Source organism: Lentzea sp. NPDC037011 (assembly GCF_055607425.1).
In genome coordinates, this window is the sequence record NZ_JBVJRT010000010.1 from 46,551 (window position 1) to 61,148 (window position 14,598).

The window sequence follows — 14,598 nt, forward strand, 5'->3', positions numbered from 1 at the left end:
TGGATCGGGAGTTCCGAACATGCGCATCAGACGTGCGGCGCTCGTCGCCGCAGTGCTCACCGGTGTGGTCGTGGCACCTGCCGAGGCGGCCCCCGCCTCCCACATCAGGCTCGACCAGGTCGGGTTCGGCACCGCCGAGGCGAAACACGCCTACGTGCTCGGTGGTGCCGCGAACGCGCGGTTCTCCGTGGTCGACAGCCGCGGCCGGACCGTGCTGACCGGGCGGACGGGTGCCTCGACCGGGGCGTGGAGCGCGAAGTTCCCGGCCGTGCACCCGATCGACCTCTCCGGCGTGCGAAAAGCGGGGACGTACCGGGTCAAGGTCGGCTCGGCGACCTCCGCGGCGTTCCGGGTCGACTCGCTGAACCGGCTGTTCGCGCCGGTCGCCCGCAACACCGTCGAGTTCTTCCAGGCCCAGCGCGACGGTGCCGACGTCGTCCCCGGCCGGCTGAACCGCAAGCCCGCGCACCTCACCGACCGCGAGGCGCTCGTCTACGAGGAGCCGGTGTTCGCGGGCGAGGGCGGTGACCAGATCGCGGCGCCGTTGCAGCCCACCGGCGCCAAGGTCGACCTCGAAGGCGGCTGGTTCGACGCGGGCGACTTCGTGAAGTTCACCCACGCCTCGTCGTACTCCACGGCGTCGATGCTGCTCGCGTTGCGCAACAAGCACGACGACGCGCTGTACGAAGAGGCCGAGTTCGGGCTCAGGTGGCTCGACAAGGCCTGGGACGAGCAGACCGGCACCCTCTACGCCCAGGTGGGCATCGGGACCGGCTCCGCGGAGTTCGGCTTCGTCGGCGACCACGACGTGTGGCGGCTCCCCGAGGCCGACGACAGGCTCGACGTGAAGCCCGGCGACAGCGAGTACTTCATCAAGTACCGCCCCGTCTTCCGCGCGAACGCCGCCGGCGAGAAGATCAGCCCCAACCTGGTCGGCCGGGTGGCCGGCTCGTTCGCGCTGGCCGCGCAGGTCGAGGCCCGCAAGAACCCGCGCCTGGCCCGCGCGCACCTGGACAAGGCCGCGCGGCTGTTCTCGCTCGCCAAGACCGAGGACGTCGGGCAGCTCGTCACGGCGTTCCCGCACGCCTACTACCCGGAACCGTCGTGGACCGACGACCTGGAGTTCGGCGCCACCCAGCTCGCGCTGGCCGCGAAGGCGTTGAACGACAAGCGGTACCAGCAGTTCGCGAAGGCCGCCACGCACTGGGCCAAGGAGTTCCTCGCGACGAACGACCCGGACACGTTGAACGTCTACAACATCTCCGCGCTCGCCCACGCCGACCTCGCGAAGCTGCTGAAGGCGGGCGTCCACGGTGCCGAGGTGACCGAGGCCCAGGTCGTGGGGGACCTGCGGCGCCAGCTGCAGCAGGGCGCCGACGCGGCCAAGAACTCACCGTTCCGCACCGCCGCGAACGTCGAGACCTGGGACGTCGGCTCGCGCACGTTCGGCTTCATCACCACGGCCGCGCTCTACCGGAAGCTGACCGGTGACACGAGGTACCAGACGTTCGGCACGCAGCAGCGCGGGTTCGCGCTCGGCACCAACGCCTGGGGCACCTCGCTGATCGTCGGTGTCGGCGCGAAGTTCCCCGAGTGCCCGCACCACCAGGCGGCCAACCTCTCCGGCTCGCCGAACGGCGGCGCGAAGGTGCTGGTCGGCGCCGTGATCAACGGACCGAACGACGCCTCCCTGTTCGGCGACCTCGGCGAGATGCCGCCGGGCTCCGTGGACTGCACCAAGCCGTACACCCGGGAGTTCGACTCCGCGAAGTCCGTGTTCGCCGATGACCTGCGGTCGTGGCCGAGCTCCGAGCCGGCCATCGACTTCACGGCGACGGGCGTGCTGGGCTTCTCGCTGATCGCGCACGGGTGATGGGGCACGGCTGAGTGGCGGCGGCGCGGGCCTGGGTGTCCAATTCGGACTGTGCTCAGGCTCGCGCTGGTCGTCGTGCTGCTCCTCGTGGGCGTTCCCGCTCACGCACTGCCGTTGAACACCGAGTGCAGGGTGCCCGCGGTGCACGACCCGGAGGTCGTCCGCGAGGTGCACGCGGCCGGTCTCGCGCTGCGGGTCAGCGACAAGGTGATGCTCGCGGGCTTCGAGGCCGGCTGGGTCGAGTCGCACATGCACAACCTCGACTGCGGTGACGCCGACTCACTGGGCGTGTTCCAGCAGCGCCCGTCGATGGGCTGGGGCACGCCCGAGCAGATCATGGACGTCACCTACGCGGCGACGCGGTTCTTCCAGGCCGCCGTGCGGCTGGACCGGCCGGACCTCACGCCGGGGTTGCTGGCCGACGCGGTGCAGCGGTCGTGCTGCCCGGAGCGCTACGACCTGGCGGTGGACCGGGCCACCTCGATGCTGCGGCAGGCGTGGCAGGGCGGGCCCGAGGTGACCGACGTCGTGTACGTGGTCGACGACGGCGACGTCTGGGCGGGGCCGCAGCAGCTGAGCACGACCGCGGACTTCGTCGGGCGCCCTTCGGTGGCCGGGAAGCTGGTCTACGCGCGCACGGTCCGCGGCGAGGTCATGGTGCTGAACGGCACCTGGCGCCCGCTCGCGTCCGGCGTGGCGGGCGACCCCGAAGCCGTGCTGCTCCCCGACGGTTCGGTGGCGGTGTTCGCGGTCCTGGCCGACGGCAGCGTCGCGAAACTGTCAGACCTCCCTGCGACGATGGGAGTGGGGGCTTCGGACCCCCCGGAGGGGGGCCAGGCGGGATCGATTCCGTTGAGCGCGGCCGGGTTCGCGGCGGGCAAGCCGTCGGCGGTCGTGCACCCGGACGGGTCCGTCACGGTGTACGTGCGGTCCGGCAGCGCGTTGATGGCGCACACGGCCGGTGTGTGGCGGGAGATCGCCGGCGGGCTCACCGGCAGCCCCGAGGTCGTGCTCCGTCCGGACGGGACGATCGCCGCCTACACGCTGCTCGACGGCCGCGTGCACCGCCTCGGACCCACGTGGGAACCGTTGGGCGACGGCCGTTTCATCGACACCGTGGCCGCGCTGCCCGACGGTGCGGTCTACGCGCGCAAGGCCGACGGGACCGTGCTCAAAGTCGGTTGAACGGCTCCGCGTACCGGAACGGACCCGGCTCCACCGGCGCGAACAACCGGGCCTGGAAGTGCGGCGCCCACTCGGCGACCGGTGGCGTGATGCCGAACTCCGCGGCCGGCCGGAAGCCGAACCGCGAGTAGTAGCGCGGATCGCCGAGCAAGATCACGGCCTTCTCACCGCGGGCCTCCGCAGCCCCGAGCACCGCGTGCACCAACGCCTTCCCGATGCCGGAACGCTGGTGGTCCGGGTGCACCGCGATCGGCCCCAGCCCGAGCGCGGGCGTGTCGCCGACGTACCCGCGGGTGCACACGACGTGACCGAGCACGCCGTCCGCGACCAGCGACAGCTCCGGTATCCAGCCGGGGTCGGCGCGCAACCAGTCGATCAGCGGTGCCTCGGGGCCGTTCTTGAACGCGAGGTTCGTGACGTCGCGGATGGCGTCGATGTCTGCGGGCGTTTCCCGGCGGATCAGCATGACGCGCACTTTGTCCGGACAACGCGCGCGACGCCACTCATAATTCGGGGACGCGGGGAGTGCTGAGGGGAGGGTGCGTTGATCATCTTCGAAGGTCCGGACGAGTTCGACCGGTGGCTGCACGACAACGGCGCCACCGAGACCGAGTTGTGGATCAAGTACGCCAAGAAGGGGTCCGGGCTGCGGACGATCACCTACGACGAGGCGCTGGACGTCGCGCTGTGCCACGGGTGGATCGACGGGCTGGTGCGGTCGGTCGACGACACGTACTACTCGCAGCGCTGGACACCGCGCAAGCCGCGCAGCAAGTGGTCCAAGCGCAACTGCGGCAAGGTCGAGGAGCTCGTCGCAGCAGGGCGGATGCTGCCGGCCGGGCTGGCCGAGGTCGAGAAGGCCAAGGCGGACGGCCGCTGGGAGGCCGCCTACGCGGGACCCGCGACGATCGAGGTGCCGGCCGACCTCAGGGCGGCGCTCGACGCCAACCCGGAGGCCGCCGCGTTCTTCGAGACCCTCAACAGCCAGAACCGGTACGCGATCCTGCTGCGCGTGCACGACGCCAAGCGGCAGGAGACCCGGCAGCGCCGCATCGCGCAGTTCGTCGGCATGCTGGCCGAGGGGCGCAAGCTCTACGCTTGAGAATCATGAAGTGGTTCCGCCGTCGCAAGGCCGAAGAGGTCGCGCCAGCCCACCTGCCGAACGCCGGGGAGGCCGCCCAGCGGTTCTGGGAGCAGTGGTTCGAGCTGGTGCCGGTGGTGAGCGCGGCGCTGGGCGACGGCGAACCGCACCGCGTCGAGGACGACCTGCGCGCGCTGGTCGAGGGACTGCACCCGGACCTCGTGTTCAGCCTCGAACAGGGCCACCTGGCGATGTACGCGCTGGTGGTCACCGGCCAGGAGGACCCGCGGCTGCGCCCGTACACCGACGCGTGGATCGCCGCCGCGCCGCCCTCGGACATGGTGTGGGAGTTCCACGACTCGGTGCCGCCGGTGCCCGACCCAACCGAGGTCGTGGTCAACCTCGGTGAGGTGCGGATGCGGCTCGGCGACTTCCGGATCGTGGCGCAGGTCGACGGCGAGGTCGTCGACGTCGCCGTGTACCACCCGGCGCTGAAGGACCTCTCCGACCACCAGCGGCAGACGATGACGTTCCTGCCGCTGGACGTCACTCTCGGCGAGCGGCTGGCGGGGGAGCGGCTGCGCCGCGTCGAGACGGCCCAGCTGGAACCGGAGGGCACGATCAGCCTGCTGGAGCTGCGTTCACTCGTCCGGACACTCGCCGGTGCGTCCGGCGGCTGAGCCCTCCGGAATTGTCGGACCTGGTCACTAAGCTTGCGGACGTGACCAGCGAGAGCCTTGAAGACGTTCCGGCCGAGATCCGCGAACGGCACGCCGTGCTCGCGGAAGAGGTGCGCTCGCACCAGTTCCGCTACTACGTGCTGGACGACCCGATCGTCACCGACGGTGAGTTCGACGCGCTGCTGAAGGAGCTGGAGGCGCTCGAAGCCGAGCACCCCGGTCTGGCCACTCCGGACTCGCCCACGCAGCGGGTCGGCGGCACGTTCTCCACGGAGTTCCGCGCGGTCGACCACCTGGAGCGGATGCTCAGCCTGGACAACGTGTTCGCGCAGGACGAGCTGGCCGAGTGGTTCAAGCGCGTCGAGCGGGAGACGGGCGCGGGCACGCACTTCCTGTGCGAGCTGAAGATCGACGGTCTCGCGATCAACCTGCTCTACGAGAAGGGCAAGCTCACCCGCGCGCTGACGAGGGGCGACGGCCGCACCGGTGAAGACGTCACGCTGAACGTCCGCACCATCGCGGACGTGCCGCAGACCCTGCGGGGCACGGGCGAGTACCCGGTGCCGGACCTGGTGGAGGTCCGCGGCGAGGTGTTCTTCGCGGTCGAGGACTTCCTGGCGCTCAACGCCGCGCTGGTCGAGCAGGGCAAGCCGCCGTTCGCGAACCCGCGCAACACCGCGGCGGGGTCGTTGCGGCAGAAGGACCCCAAGGTCACCGCGTCGCGCCGGCTGCGGATGATCTGCCACGGCATCGGCAAGACCGAGGGCTTCTCGGCCGACCGGCAGTCGCTCGCCTACGAGGCGCTGGGGGCGTGGGGCCTGCCGGTCTCCCCGCACACCAGGGTCCTGACCGACCCGGCGCAGGTGGCCGAGCACGTCGAGCACTGGGGCGAGCACCGGCACGACGCGGTCCACGAGATCGACGGCGTGGTGGTGAAGGTCGACGAGGTCGCGCTGCAACGCCGCCTGGGCACCACGTCACGGGCCCCGCGGTGGGCGATCGCGTACAAGTACCCGCCGGAGGAGGCCACGACGACGCTGCTGGACATCCAGGTCCAGGTCGGGCGCACCGGCCGCGTCACGCCGTTCGCGGTGATGGAACCGGTGAAGGTGGCCGGCTCGACGGTCGCGCGCGCCACGCTGCACAACGCGTCGGAGGTCAAGCGCAAGGGCGTGCTGATCGGCGACCGGATCGTCATCCGCAAGGCCGGCGACGTGATCCCGGAGGTGCTCGGCCCGGTGCTGGCCGCGCGCCCCGCCGACGCGCGCGAGTTCGTGATGCCGGCCCGCTGCCCCGAGTGCAACGCCGAGCTGCGCCCGATGAAGGAGGGCGACGTCGACATCCGCTGTCCCAACGCCCGGACGTGCCCCGGCCAGCTGCGCGAACGGCTCGCCCACCTCGCCTCCCGCGCGGCGCTCGACGTCGAGGTGCTCGGGTACGAGGCCGCCGCGGCGATCACCGAGTCGACCGCCTACACCAACGAGGCCGACCTGTTCGACCTCGACGCCGAGTCGCTGCGGCAGGTCGAGCGGTTCGTCACGGTCAAGGGCGAGCTGTCCGCGAACGCGGTGAAGCTGCTCGACAACCTGGAGGCGGCGAAGTCGCGTCCGCTGTGGAGGGTGCTGGTCGCGCTGTCGATCCGCCACGTCGGCCCGACCGCGGCCCGCGCGCTGGCGCAGGAGTTCGGGTCGATGGCCGCGATCGTCGCCGCGGACGAGGAGGTGCTGGCCGGCGCCGAGGGCGTGGGCCCGACCATCGCCGCCGCCGTCGTGGAGTGGCGGGATACCGGGTGGCGCCAGGAGGTCGTGCGCCGCTGGGCGGCCGCGGGCGTGCGGATGGAGGACGAGCGCGACGAGTCCATCGCCCGCAACCTGGAGGGGCTGTCCATCGTGGTCACCGGGTCGCTGGCGGAGTTCTCCCGCGACTCGGCGAAGGAGGCGATCCTCGCCCGCGGCGGCAAGGCGGCCGGGTCGGTGTCGAAGAAGACCTCTTTCGTCGTGGTCGGCGACTCGCCAGGATCGAAGTACGACAAGGCCGTCTCCCTGAAGGTGCCGGTGCTCGACGAGTCCGGTTTCCGGGTGCTGCTCGACTCCGGACCCGACGCCGCGCGGGAGGTCGCCGTCAACCCCGAAGAGGAGGCTTGATGACCCAGCTGCTCATCCGCCCGGCCACCGCGGCCGACCTGCCCGTCGTGGGCGCGCTCACCGTCGAGGCCTACCAGGCCGACGGCTTCGTCGACGAGGGCGACGACTACGTCGCGCACCTCGCCGACGCGGCGGCCCGGTCCCGCGACGCCGAGCTGCTGGTCGCGGTGGACCCCTCCGGCGGCGAGGTGCTGGGCTCGGTCACCGTGGTGCTGCCCGGCAGCCCGTTCGCGGAGATCTCCGAACCGGGCGAGACCGAGTTCCGCATGCTGTCCGTGGCCGCCGCGGCGCGCGGCCGCGGTGTGGGCGAGGCCCTGGTGCGGGCGGTGCTGGACCGCGCCCGCACCCTGGGCGCCGAGCGGGTGGTGCTGTCGTCGTCGGAGAAGATGCGGGCGGCGCACCGCCTGTACGAGCGGCTCGGGTTCACCCGGCTGCCGGACCGCGACTGGTCCCCGTTGCCGGGCCTGAAGCTCCTCGCCTACGTCCTGCCGTTGTGAGCGCAACCCGGTGCCCCGCGCACGCGTCCACCGGTGACCGACCGCGAATGGGGGTTCGCGAACGATGAGAGCCGCACCGCTGCTCGCACTGGCCGCGCTGACGACCCTGGCCACCGCCGCCTCGGCCACCCCGCTGGAGCTGCCCGGCCACGACCGGGACGGGATCGCCGCGCTGGCCCAGCGCTACCTGGAGAACCGCGCCCAGAAGGTGACGACCGGCCCGCAGACACCCGGCTTCGGCGTCCCGCTCACCCCGGCGCTGGCCGCCGAGCTGCGCACGCACGAGGAGGAGTTGGCGGCCGCGCGCACCTCGTGGTCGCACCGGCGCACCCGCTACCGGTCCGCGGTGGTGCGGACCGAGGTGACCCGCTTCGACGTGCAGCATCGCGACCTGGTGGTGGCGCACGTGCGGGAGGCTGGCGAGCTGCACTTCGACCGCCCTGGCACCGTGCCGGCCACCGGCTACGGCCTGCTCCACCACCTGACCGTGCGGCGCGAGAACGGCGACTGGGTGCTCGCCGGCGTGGCGGTCGAGCACTCCGAGGCCTGCGGCCTGCTGCCCGAACCCCAGGCGGTGACCTGCACCGACTAGACGTGCCCGGCAAGCGCTACGCCACCGGCTGACCCGGCGCCCGCTCCACGTCCTTCTTCGCCTTCATGATCCGCGACCGCAACGCCAGGTCCGCGGCCGCCTGCTCGTACAACAGCTCCCGCAACGCGTCCGGCGACAGCGATCTCAGCCGGTCGCGCAGCTCCACGTCCTCCGCGTCCGGCGGCGGCACGGTCTCCCCGCGCTCCAGCAGCACCAGCCCCACGGCCACGCAGTGCTTGCAGAAGAACCCCTCGGACCCGTGCGGGCAGGTGCACGTGCCCGCCAGGTGCGTCTGCGCCCACGACAGCTCCACCGAGTACAGCGCGTCCTCGCTGCCCCGCACGAGCGCCGTCACGTGCCTGCTGTGCACCCGCAACGCGCGCACGGCATCGCGGTAGGTCAGACCACGCCAGTACGACTTGGTGCCCGCGCGGTGCAACAGCAGCTCGGTGGTGAGGGTCGTCGACACGGGGGTCATCCAACCGGGTGACCGCAGCGAGGATCAACATGATCGCGATCAGTCCACCCCACCCCGCCGAGAGCGGCCGGTGAGCGAGCGCACGGCCGCCGAGGCGACCGCCCGCACGCTCGCCGAGGCGGCCAGGACGCCCACCACCCGCAGCCCTACCGGGCCGTCGTCTCCAGGTCGAGCAACGTGACGGCGGCGCGGAAGTACTTGTTCGTGCCCAGGTCTCGCACGGTCTTGATGTTGAAGGCGGCCTTCAGCTTCTCCGCGTCCCCCGCGCTCACGCCCTGCAACGCGTCGACGGGCGCGTCGAGGATCTCGGACAGCGGCAGGTTCTCGCAGGCCTTGTCGAGGAGCATGTCGAGGTTGACCGTGATTGCCATGATCCGTCACCTCCGTCTGCGGAAAGGGTTCGACCACGGCAGATTCTGGGGCGCCTCCGGCGTTTCCGCCGGGCGAGCACCACCCCGGGACGGCACCCATCGGCGCAACGCGGTGACCGGCGTTGTGTGGGACCGTTGACCTGTGCTGCAAGCCTGTCTGAACGGCTCCCGCACCGCGCAGGAGCACCCGGCCCTGCCGTTGACCCCCGAGCGCCTGGCCGAGGACGCCGCCGACGTCGCCGCGCTCGGTGTCACGTCCGTGCACATCCACCCGAGGGACGTCATCGGCGCGCTCACGCTCGTCGGGCCCGAGGTGGCCACCACCATCGCCACGGTCAGGGCGGCGGTGCCCGGCATCGAGATCGGGGTGTCGACCGACGTGGACGGGCCGCGGGCCGCGGTGATCGGCAGCTGGGCGCCGCTCGCGACCGGGCGGCCGGACATCGCCTCGGTGCGGGTCGGCCGGCCGGGCTGGCAGGAGGTCGTGGAGGCGTTGCACAACGTCAACGTCGCCGTCGAGCTGGTCGTCGACGGCGTGGGCGCCGCGCGGCTGCTCACGACCGTCGACCGGGTCGCCCGGCTGCGCGTCACCGCGACCCGTGCGAACGCGGGGGAGCTGCTGGCCCTGCTCGAACCGCTCCAGCGGCCGATCCTGCTGCACGGCGTGGACGACGAGGCGTGGCCGGTGCTCGACCGCGCGGGCAGGCTGGAGCACAGCACCCGCATGGGTCTCGCGGACACGCTCGCGCTGCCCGACGGGCGCCCGGCCAGGAACAACGTCGAGCTGGTCGCCCTGGCCAGGAGGACGCTGCGGACCAAGGCGCCGCAGTAGCGGCTCAGTCCGGCAGCACGACCGCGACGATGCCGGCCAGGTGCGCGAGGCGCGCCACCTCGGCCGCGCGGAACATGGGACCACCGGGACGGCCGACGACCAGCACCCGGTCCGGCTTGCCCAGCGGCGTGGCGGCCAGCTCCGTGCCCAGCTCGCGCCAGGTCTCCGGCACCCACTCCTCCTCGCCGTCGAGCACGGTCGCGCGCTCCAGCGGGAACCACGGCACGTTCGCCATCCGGGTCTCCGGCGCCGCCGACGACGACGTCAGCCGGTTGATGCCGGTGCCCTCCGGGCCGACCACGACGGCCCAGCCGGCGCGGATGATCTTCGGGACGCCCTCGGTGAAGACCTCGAGGCCCTTGTGCGGCTCCTCGGCGATCTCTTCCACGAGCTCCAGCTCGCGGTGGGTGTCGAGGATGCCCGCGTACGGCCGCACGGCGTCGACCTCGACGCCCTCGACGGACTCGGCCGCGGTGATCAGCGTGTCCGGCAGGCGCCCCGACGGCAGCTCCACCACGAGGTCGTCGATCGCGAGACCGGAGCCGCGCTCCACGACGTCCACGCTGAGTATGTCCGCCCCGATCTCCCCCAGTGCCGTTGCGACCGCGCCGAGGGTGCCGGGACGGTCCGGGAGCTGGACCCGGATCAGGAACGACAAGGTGAACGCCTCCATAGCTCGTGCGCGGGACCCCGCGTCCCGCGCCGTTGCCGGTCGGTGATTCTCGCAGACGCATCCTCAACGCATGACCTGCTGTCCGCGTTGCGGAACGGTTAAGTTGAGCGGTCGCTCGGCAACCCGTTCGAAGACGCTGCTGACCAGCCCATAGACTCACGGGGTTCCCGATTCGAATCCCGACCCTACGGGGGTTGACAGGAGTGCCCAGCATCTCCCGCGACGAGGTCGCGCACCTGGCGAAGCTCGCCAGGCTGGCCGTCACCGACGAAGAGCTCGACCTCTTCGCAGGCCAGCTCGACGTGATCCTCCAGTCGGTGGCCACGGTGGGCGACATCGCCACGGCCGACATCCCGCCGACGTCGCACGCCGTTCCGCTGACCAACGTCTTCCGCGAGGACGTGGTCCGTCCGAGCCTCGGTCAGCAGCAGGCGCTTTCTGGCGCTCCTGACGCCGAGGACGGCCGGTTCCGCGTGCCCCGCATCCTGGGTGAGGAAGCATGACCAACGACCTGATCCGCGCCACCGCGGCCGAGCTCGCCGCGAAGATCCACAGCGGCGAGGTCTCCTCGGTCGAGGTCACGCAGGCCCACCTGGACCGCATCGCCGAGACCGACGGGAAGGTCAACGCCTTCCTGCACGTCGACACCGAGGGCGCGCTCGCGCAGGCCCGCAAGGTCGACGAGGACGTCAAGGCGGGCAAGACCGTCTCGCCGCTCGCCGGTGTGCCGCTCGCGCTCAAGGACGTCATGACCACCGAGGGGATTCCGACCACGGTCGGCTCGAAGATCCTCGAAGGCTGGCTGCCGCCGTACGACGCGACGGTGACGCGCAAGCTCAAGGAAGCCGGCGTCGTCATCCTCGGCAAGACGAACATGGACGAGTTCGCCATGGGTTCGTCGACCGAGAACTCGGCGTACGGCCCCACGCACAACCCGTGGGACCTCGACCGCATCCCCGGTGGTTCCGGCGGTGGCTCCTCGGCGTCGCTCGCCGCGTTCCAGGCGCCGCTCGCGATCGGCACCGACACCGGTGGCTCGATCCGCCAGCCCGGCGCGGTCACCGGCACCGTGGGCGTGAAGCCGACCTACGGCGGCGTGTCCCGCTACGGCCTCGTCGCGTTCTCGTCGTCGCTGGACCAGGCCGGTCCGTGTGCGCGCACGGTGCTCGACGCCGCGCTGCTGCACGAGGTCATCGCCGGCTACGACCACATGGACTCCACGTCCATCAACGCGCCGGTGCCGCCGGTGGTCGCCGCGGCCCGCGAGGGCCTGTCCGGTGACCTGTCGGGCCTGCGCATCGGCGTCGTCACGCAGTTCAGCGGCGAGGGCTACCAGCAGGGCGTGCTGCGCAGCTTCGAGGCCGCCGTGTCGCAGCTCAAGGAGCTCGGCGCGGAGGTCTCGGACGTGTCGTGCCCGAGCTTCGACTACGCGCTGCCCGCCTACTACCTCATCGCGCCGAGCGAGTGCTCGTCGAACCTCGCCCGGTTCGACGCCATGCGCTACGGCCTGCGCGTCGGCGACGACGGCACGCGCAGCACCGAGGAGGTCATGTCGCTGACCCGCGAGGCCGGCTTCGGCCCCGAGGTCAAGCGCCGCATCATGATCGGCACCTACGCGCTGTCGTCGGGCTACTACGACGCCTACTACGGCTCGGCGCAGAAGGTCCGCACGCTGATCACGCAGGACTTCGCGAAGGCGTTCGAGAACTTCGACGTCCTGATCTCCCCGACCACGCCGACCACGGCGTTCAAGATCGGTGAGCGCGCGGACGACCCGATGGCCATGTACAAGGCCGACCTCTGCACCATCCCCGCGAACCTCGCGGGCACGCCGGCGATGAGCGTGCCGAGCGGTCTGTCCGATGAGGACGGTCTGCCGGTCGGTCTGCAGCTCATGGCGCCGGCGTTGCAGGACCACCGCATGTACCGCGTGGCCGCCGCGTACGAGCTGGCGCGCGGCGCGTTTGGAGGGCCGTCGCTGTGAACATCAAGAAGGCAAGGGGCCTGCTGGGTCTCGCCGGTGCCGTCGCGGGTGCGGTGGGAGCGTTCTCCGGCTTCCGCAACGCCCGCGCGAAGAACGACAAGCTGATGCTGGCCAACGCGGTCGCCAGCATCGTCGTGGCGGTCACCGGTGCGGCGCTCGCGGCACGCGCTCTGCGGAAGGACGAGCTGGCATGACCTCTCTCGTTGAGCTGATGGACTACGACGAGGTCGTCGAGAAGTACGACCCCGTCCTGGGCCTGGAAGTGCACGTCGAGCTGCACACCAACACGAAGATGTTCTGCGGCTGCGCCAACGTCTTCGGCGGCGAGCCGAACACCAACACCTGCCCGACGTGCCTCGGTCTGCCGGGCGCGCTGCCGGTGGTGAACGCCAAGGCGATCGAGTCGGCGATGCGCATCGGCCTCGCGCTGAACTGCGAGATCGCCGAGTGGTGCCGGTTCGCCCGGAAGAACTACTTCTACCCGGACATGCCGAAGAACTTCCAGACGTCGCAGTACGACGAGCCGATCGCGTTCAACGGCTGGCTCGACGTGACGCTCGACGACGGCGAGGTCATCCGCGTCGAGATCGAGCGCGCGCACATGGAGGAGGACACCGGCAAGTCGCTGCACGTCGGCGGCGCCACCGGTCGCATCCACGGCGCCGAGCACTCGCTGCTCGACTACAACCGCGCCGGCGTGCCGCTGATCGAGATCGTCACGAAGATGATCCCGGGCACCGGCCGCCGCGCCCCCGAGGTGGCCCGCGCGTACGTCACCGCGCTGCGCGACCTGCTCAAGGCGCTCGACGTGTCCGACGTCCGCATGGACCAGGGCTCGCTGCGCTGCGACGCGAACGTGTCCCTGTCGCCGAAGACCACCGGCGCGCTGGGCACCCGCACCGAGACCAAGAACGTCAACTCGCTGCGCAGCGTCGAGCGCGCCGTCCGCTTCGAGATGACGCGCCAGGCCGCGGTGCTCGCGTCCGGCGGTGAGGTGACCCAGGAGACCCGTCACTTCGACGAGTCCTCCGGCAGCACCTCGCCGGGCCGCAAGAAGGAGACGGCGGAGGACTACCGCTACTTCCCGGAGCCCGACCTGGTCCCGATCGCGCCGTCGCGCGAGTGGGTCGAGGAGCTCCGCGGCACCCTGCCGGAGCTGCCCTGGGAGCGCCGCGCGCGCATCCAGAAGGACTGGAACCTCACTGACGAGGTCCTCCGCGACCTGGTCAACGCCGGTGCGCTGGATCTCATCGAAGCCACCGTCGTCGCCGGCGCCAAGCCGGACGAGGCCCGCTCCTGGTGGGTGTCCTACCTCGCGCAGCAGGCCAACACCCGCGGCGTCGAGCTGTCCGGCCTGCCCATCACGCCCGCCGACGTGGCGCGCGTGATCGAGCTGGTCAACACGGGCGCGCTGACCAACAAGCTCGCCCGCGAGGCCGTCAACGGCGTGCTGGAGGGCGAAGGCTCCCCGGACGAGGTCGTCGAGAAGCGCGGCCTCAAGGTCGTCTCGGACGACTCGGCGCTGGAGAAGGCCGTCGACGAGGCCCTCGCGGCTCAGCCGGACGTGGCGCAGAAGATCCGCGACGGCAAGGTCCAGGCCGCCGGTGCGATCGTCGGCGCGGTCATGAAGGCCACCAAGGGCCAGGCCGACGCGGCACGCGTGCGCGAGATCATCATCGCCCGGTGCAGCTGAGGTTGTGACGCTGCGTTCAGAACGGCACGAGGGCGGCAGCGCTCGGTAGATACGCAATAGATGGACAGATCACAAAGGGTCACCTGTTCGTGCAGGTGACCCTTTGTGATCTTAGGCCGTCCGAGTGGCTGTTAGCTAAATGAGACGTATACCCGTAGCCGTGTGTGCCACTCTCTCCGTGCATCCATCTGGGGGGATGGAGCGTAATAGTCCAAACGAGGGGGGAAACCTCATGACGACGCAGCGTGAAGGGTTCTTGGGCGACATCGTCGACAAGGTCAAGGACTTGCTCGACGGTTCGGACGAGCACAAGAACCCCACGAAGGTGGAAGACCCGCCGATGGTGCCGCAGTGCTGCGGCCCGCCGCCTCCGGGATGGCCCGTCATGGGTGGCCACAAGCTGGTGACCGAGGGCCCGGTGGAGCACGAGGCGAACTGCCCGAACCACCCGGACAACGCTCCGAAGGAAGAAGTGGCGAGCTAGTCACGCTCCGCGCTGTCCTTCAACCGGGCTC

General features: G+C 71.1%; 17 protein-coding genes. 13 read left to right on the top strand and 4 right to left on the bottom strand.

Annotated features, from left to right (window positions below):
* Positions 1 to 19: 19 nt before the first annotated feature.
* Together ACZ7CH_RS28620 and ACZ7CH_RS28625 are read left to right on the top strand one after the other, a co-directional pair.
* Positions 20 to 1,873: a glycoside hydrolase family 9 protein gene (locus ACZ7CH_RS28620; RefSeq protein WP_470370822.1), complete on the top strand. Its 1,854-nt coding sequence runs from the start codon at positions 20 to 22 to the stop codon at positions 1,871 to 1,873.
* Positions 1,874 to 1,924: 51 nt separating this feature from the next.
* A complete protein-coding gene (locus tag ACZ7CH_RS28625; protein ID WP_470375384.1) occupies positions 1,925 to 3,058 on the top strand; it encodes a PLL family lectin in 1,134 nt (377 codons plus the stop codon).
* On the opposite strand, the gene ACZ7CH_RS28630 is transcribed toward ACZ7CH_RS28625, so the two are convergent.
* Complete coding sequence (locus ACZ7CH_RS28630) at positions 3,045 to 3,524, bottom strand: GNAT family N-acetyltransferase (protein ID WP_360391309.1); 480 nt, start codon at positions 3,522 to 3,524, stop codon at positions 3,045 to 3,047. The genes ACZ7CH_RS28625 and ACZ7CH_RS28630 overlap by 14 nt on opposite strands.
* Positions 3,525 to 3,602: 78 nt before the next feature.
* On the opposite strand from ACZ7CH_RS28630, the gene ACZ7CH_RS28635 reads away from it, so the two are divergent.
* From ACZ7CH_RS28635 to ACZ7CH_RS28655, 5 genes are all read left to right on the top strand, one after another.
* On the top strand, positions 3,603 to 4,160 hold the full coding sequence (locus tag ACZ7CH_RS28635) for a YdeI/OmpD-associated family protein (protein ID WP_470370820.1): 558 nt from the start codon (positions 3,603 to 3,605) through the stop codon (positions 4,158 to 4,160).
* Between the two features lie 5 nt (positions 4,161 to 4,165).
* A complete protein-coding gene (locus ACZ7CH_RS28640) occupies positions 4,166 to 4,819 on the top strand; it encodes a hypothetical protein (RefSeq protein ID WP_360391303.1) in 654 nt (217 codons plus the stop codon).
* A gap of 41 nt (positions 4,820 to 4,860) precedes the next feature.
* Positions 4,861 to 6,963 carry an NAD-dependent DNA ligase LigA gene (gene ligA / locus ACZ7CH_RS28645; RefSeq protein WP_470375385.1) on the top strand — a complete coding sequence of 701 codons (2,103 nt, stop codon included), beginning with the start codon at positions 4,861 to 4,863 and terminating at the stop codon, positions 6,961 to 6,963.
* Positions 6,963 to 7,460 carry a GNAT family N-acetyltransferase gene (locus ACZ7CH_RS28650; RefSeq protein WP_360391300.1) on the top strand — a complete coding sequence of 166 codons (498 nt, stop codon included), beginning with the start codon at positions 6,963 to 6,965 and terminating at the stop codon, positions 7,458 to 7,460. Before ligA ends, ACZ7CH_RS28650 begins: the two co-directional genes overlap by 1 nt.
* 64 nt (positions 7,461 to 7,524) lie before the next feature.
* A complete protein-coding gene (locus ACZ7CH_RS28655; protein WP_470375386.1) occupies positions 7,525 to 8,052 on the top strand; it encodes a hypothetical protein in 528 nt (175 codons plus the stop codon).
* Positions 8,053 to 8,068: 16 nt separating this feature from the next.
* Here the strand turns inward: ACZ7CH_RS28655 and ACZ7CH_RS28660 are convergent, their stop codons facing one another.
* Together ACZ7CH_RS28660 and ACZ7CH_RS28665 are read right to left on the bottom strand one after the other, a co-directional pair.
* On the bottom strand, positions 8,069 to 8,521 hold the full coding sequence (locus ACZ7CH_RS28660; protein WP_360391294.1) for an SWIM zinc finger family protein: 453 nt from the start codon (positions 8,519 to 8,521) through the stop codon (positions 8,069 to 8,071).
* Between the two features lie 155 nt (positions 8,522 to 8,676).
* Positions 8,677 to 8,901, bottom strand: a complete 225-nt coding sequence (locus ACZ7CH_RS28665; protein ID WP_360391291.1) for a hypothetical protein — start codon at positions 8,899 to 8,901, stop codon at positions 8,677 to 8,679.
* Positions 8,902 to 9,043: 142 nt separating this feature from the next.
* Here ACZ7CH_RS28665 and ACZ7CH_RS28670 point away from each other — a divergent pair, with 142 nt between their 5' ends.
* Complete coding sequence (locus tag ACZ7CH_RS28670; RefSeq protein ID WP_458430559.1) at positions 9,044 to 9,733, top strand: 3-keto-5-aminohexanoate cleavage protein; 690 nt, start codon at positions 9,044 to 9,046, stop codon at positions 9,731 to 9,733.
* Between the two features lie 4 nt (positions 9,734 to 9,737).
* Here ACZ7CH_RS28670 and ACZ7CH_RS28675 read toward each other — a convergent pair whose 3' ends face one another.
* Positions 9,738 to 10,391, bottom strand: a complete 654-nt coding sequence (locus ACZ7CH_RS28675) for an ACT domain-containing protein (RefSeq protein WP_360391517.1) — start codon at positions 10,389 to 10,391, stop codon at positions 9,738 to 9,740.
* 218 nt (positions 10,392 to 10,609) lie between these two features.
* On the opposite strand from ACZ7CH_RS28675, the gene gatC reads away from it, so the two are divergent.
* The 5 genes from gatC (at position 10,610) to ACZ7CH_RS28700 (ending at position 14,567) form a co-directional block, all read left to right on the top strand.
* A complete protein-coding gene (gene gatC / locus ACZ7CH_RS28680) occupies positions 10,610 to 10,909 on the top strand; it encodes an Asp-tRNA(Asn)/Glu-tRNA(Gln) amidotransferase subunit GatC (protein WP_360391282.1) in 300 nt (99 codons plus the stop codon).
* A complete protein-coding gene (gene gatA / locus ACZ7CH_RS28685; protein WP_470375387.1) occupies positions 10,906 to 12,390 on the top strand; it encodes an Asp-tRNA(Asn)/Glu-tRNA(Gln) amidotransferase subunit GatA in 1,485 nt (494 codons plus the stop codon). Before gatC ends, gatA begins: the two co-directional genes overlap by 4 nt.
* Entirely contained in the window at positions 12,387 to 12,584 is a 198-nt protein-coding gene (locus ACZ7CH_RS28690; RefSeq protein WP_245733102.1) for a hypothetical protein, read from the top strand. Before gatA ends, ACZ7CH_RS28690 begins: the two co-directional genes overlap by 4 nt.
* Positions 12,581 to 14,083: an Asp-tRNA(Asn)/Glu-tRNA(Gln) amidotransferase subunit GatB gene (gene gatB, locus ACZ7CH_RS28695; RefSeq protein WP_360391276.1), complete on the top strand. Its 1,503-nt coding sequence runs from the start codon at positions 12,581 to 12,583 to the stop codon at positions 14,081 to 14,083. Before ACZ7CH_RS28690 ends, gatB begins: the two co-directional genes overlap by 4 nt.
* Positions 14,084 to 14,315: 232 nt before the next feature.
* Positions 14,316 to 14,567 (top strand): hypothetical protein, encoded by a 252-nt coding sequence (locus ACZ7CH_RS28700; RefSeq protein WP_360391274.1) that lies wholly within the window; start codon positions 14,316 to 14,318, stop codon positions 14,565 to 14,567.
* Positions 14,568 to 14,598 lie beyond the last annotated feature (31 nt).

What these genes read in the sequence shown, in the direction of transcription:
- ACZ7CH_RS28665 (WP_360391291.1), bottom strand. Translation starts at nt 8,901, where the DNA reads ATGGCAATCACGGTCAACCTCGACATGCTCCTCGACAAGGCCTGCGAG.
- ACZ7CH_RS28630 (WP_360391309.1), bottom strand. Translation starts at nt 3,524, where the DNA reads ATGCTGATCCGCCGGGAAACGCCCGCAGACATCGACGCCATCCGCGAC.
- gatB (WP_360391276.1), top strand. Translation starts at nt 12,581, where the DNA reads ATGACCTCTCTCGTTGAGCTGATGGACTACGACGAGGTCGTCGAGAAG.
- gatA (WP_470375387.1), top strand. Translation starts at nt 10,906, where the DNA reads ATGACCAACGACCTGATCCGCGCCACCGCGGCCGAGCTCGCCGCGAAG.
- ACZ7CH_RS28650 (WP_360391300.1), top strand. Translation starts at nt 6,963, where the DNA reads ATGACCCAGCTGCTCATCCGCCCGGCCACCGCGGCCGACCTGCCCGTC.
- ACZ7CH_RS28620 (WP_470370822.1), top strand. Translation starts at nt 20, where the DNA reads ATGCGCATCAGACGTGCGGCGCTCGTCGCCGCAGTGCTCACCGGTGTG.
- ACZ7CH_RS28700 (WP_360391274.1), top strand. Translation starts at nt 14,316, where the DNA reads ATGACGACGCAGCGTGAAGGGTTCTTGGGCGACATCGTCGACAAGGTC.
- ACZ7CH_RS28655 (WP_470375386.1), top strand. Translation starts at nt 7,525, where the DNA reads ATGAGAGCCGCACCGCTGCTCGCACTGGCCGCGCTGACGACCCTGGCC.
- ACZ7CH_RS28640 (WP_360391303.1), top strand. Translation starts at nt 4,166, where the DNA reads ATGAAGTGGTTCCGCCGTCGCAAGGCCGAAGAGGTCGCGCCAGCCCAC.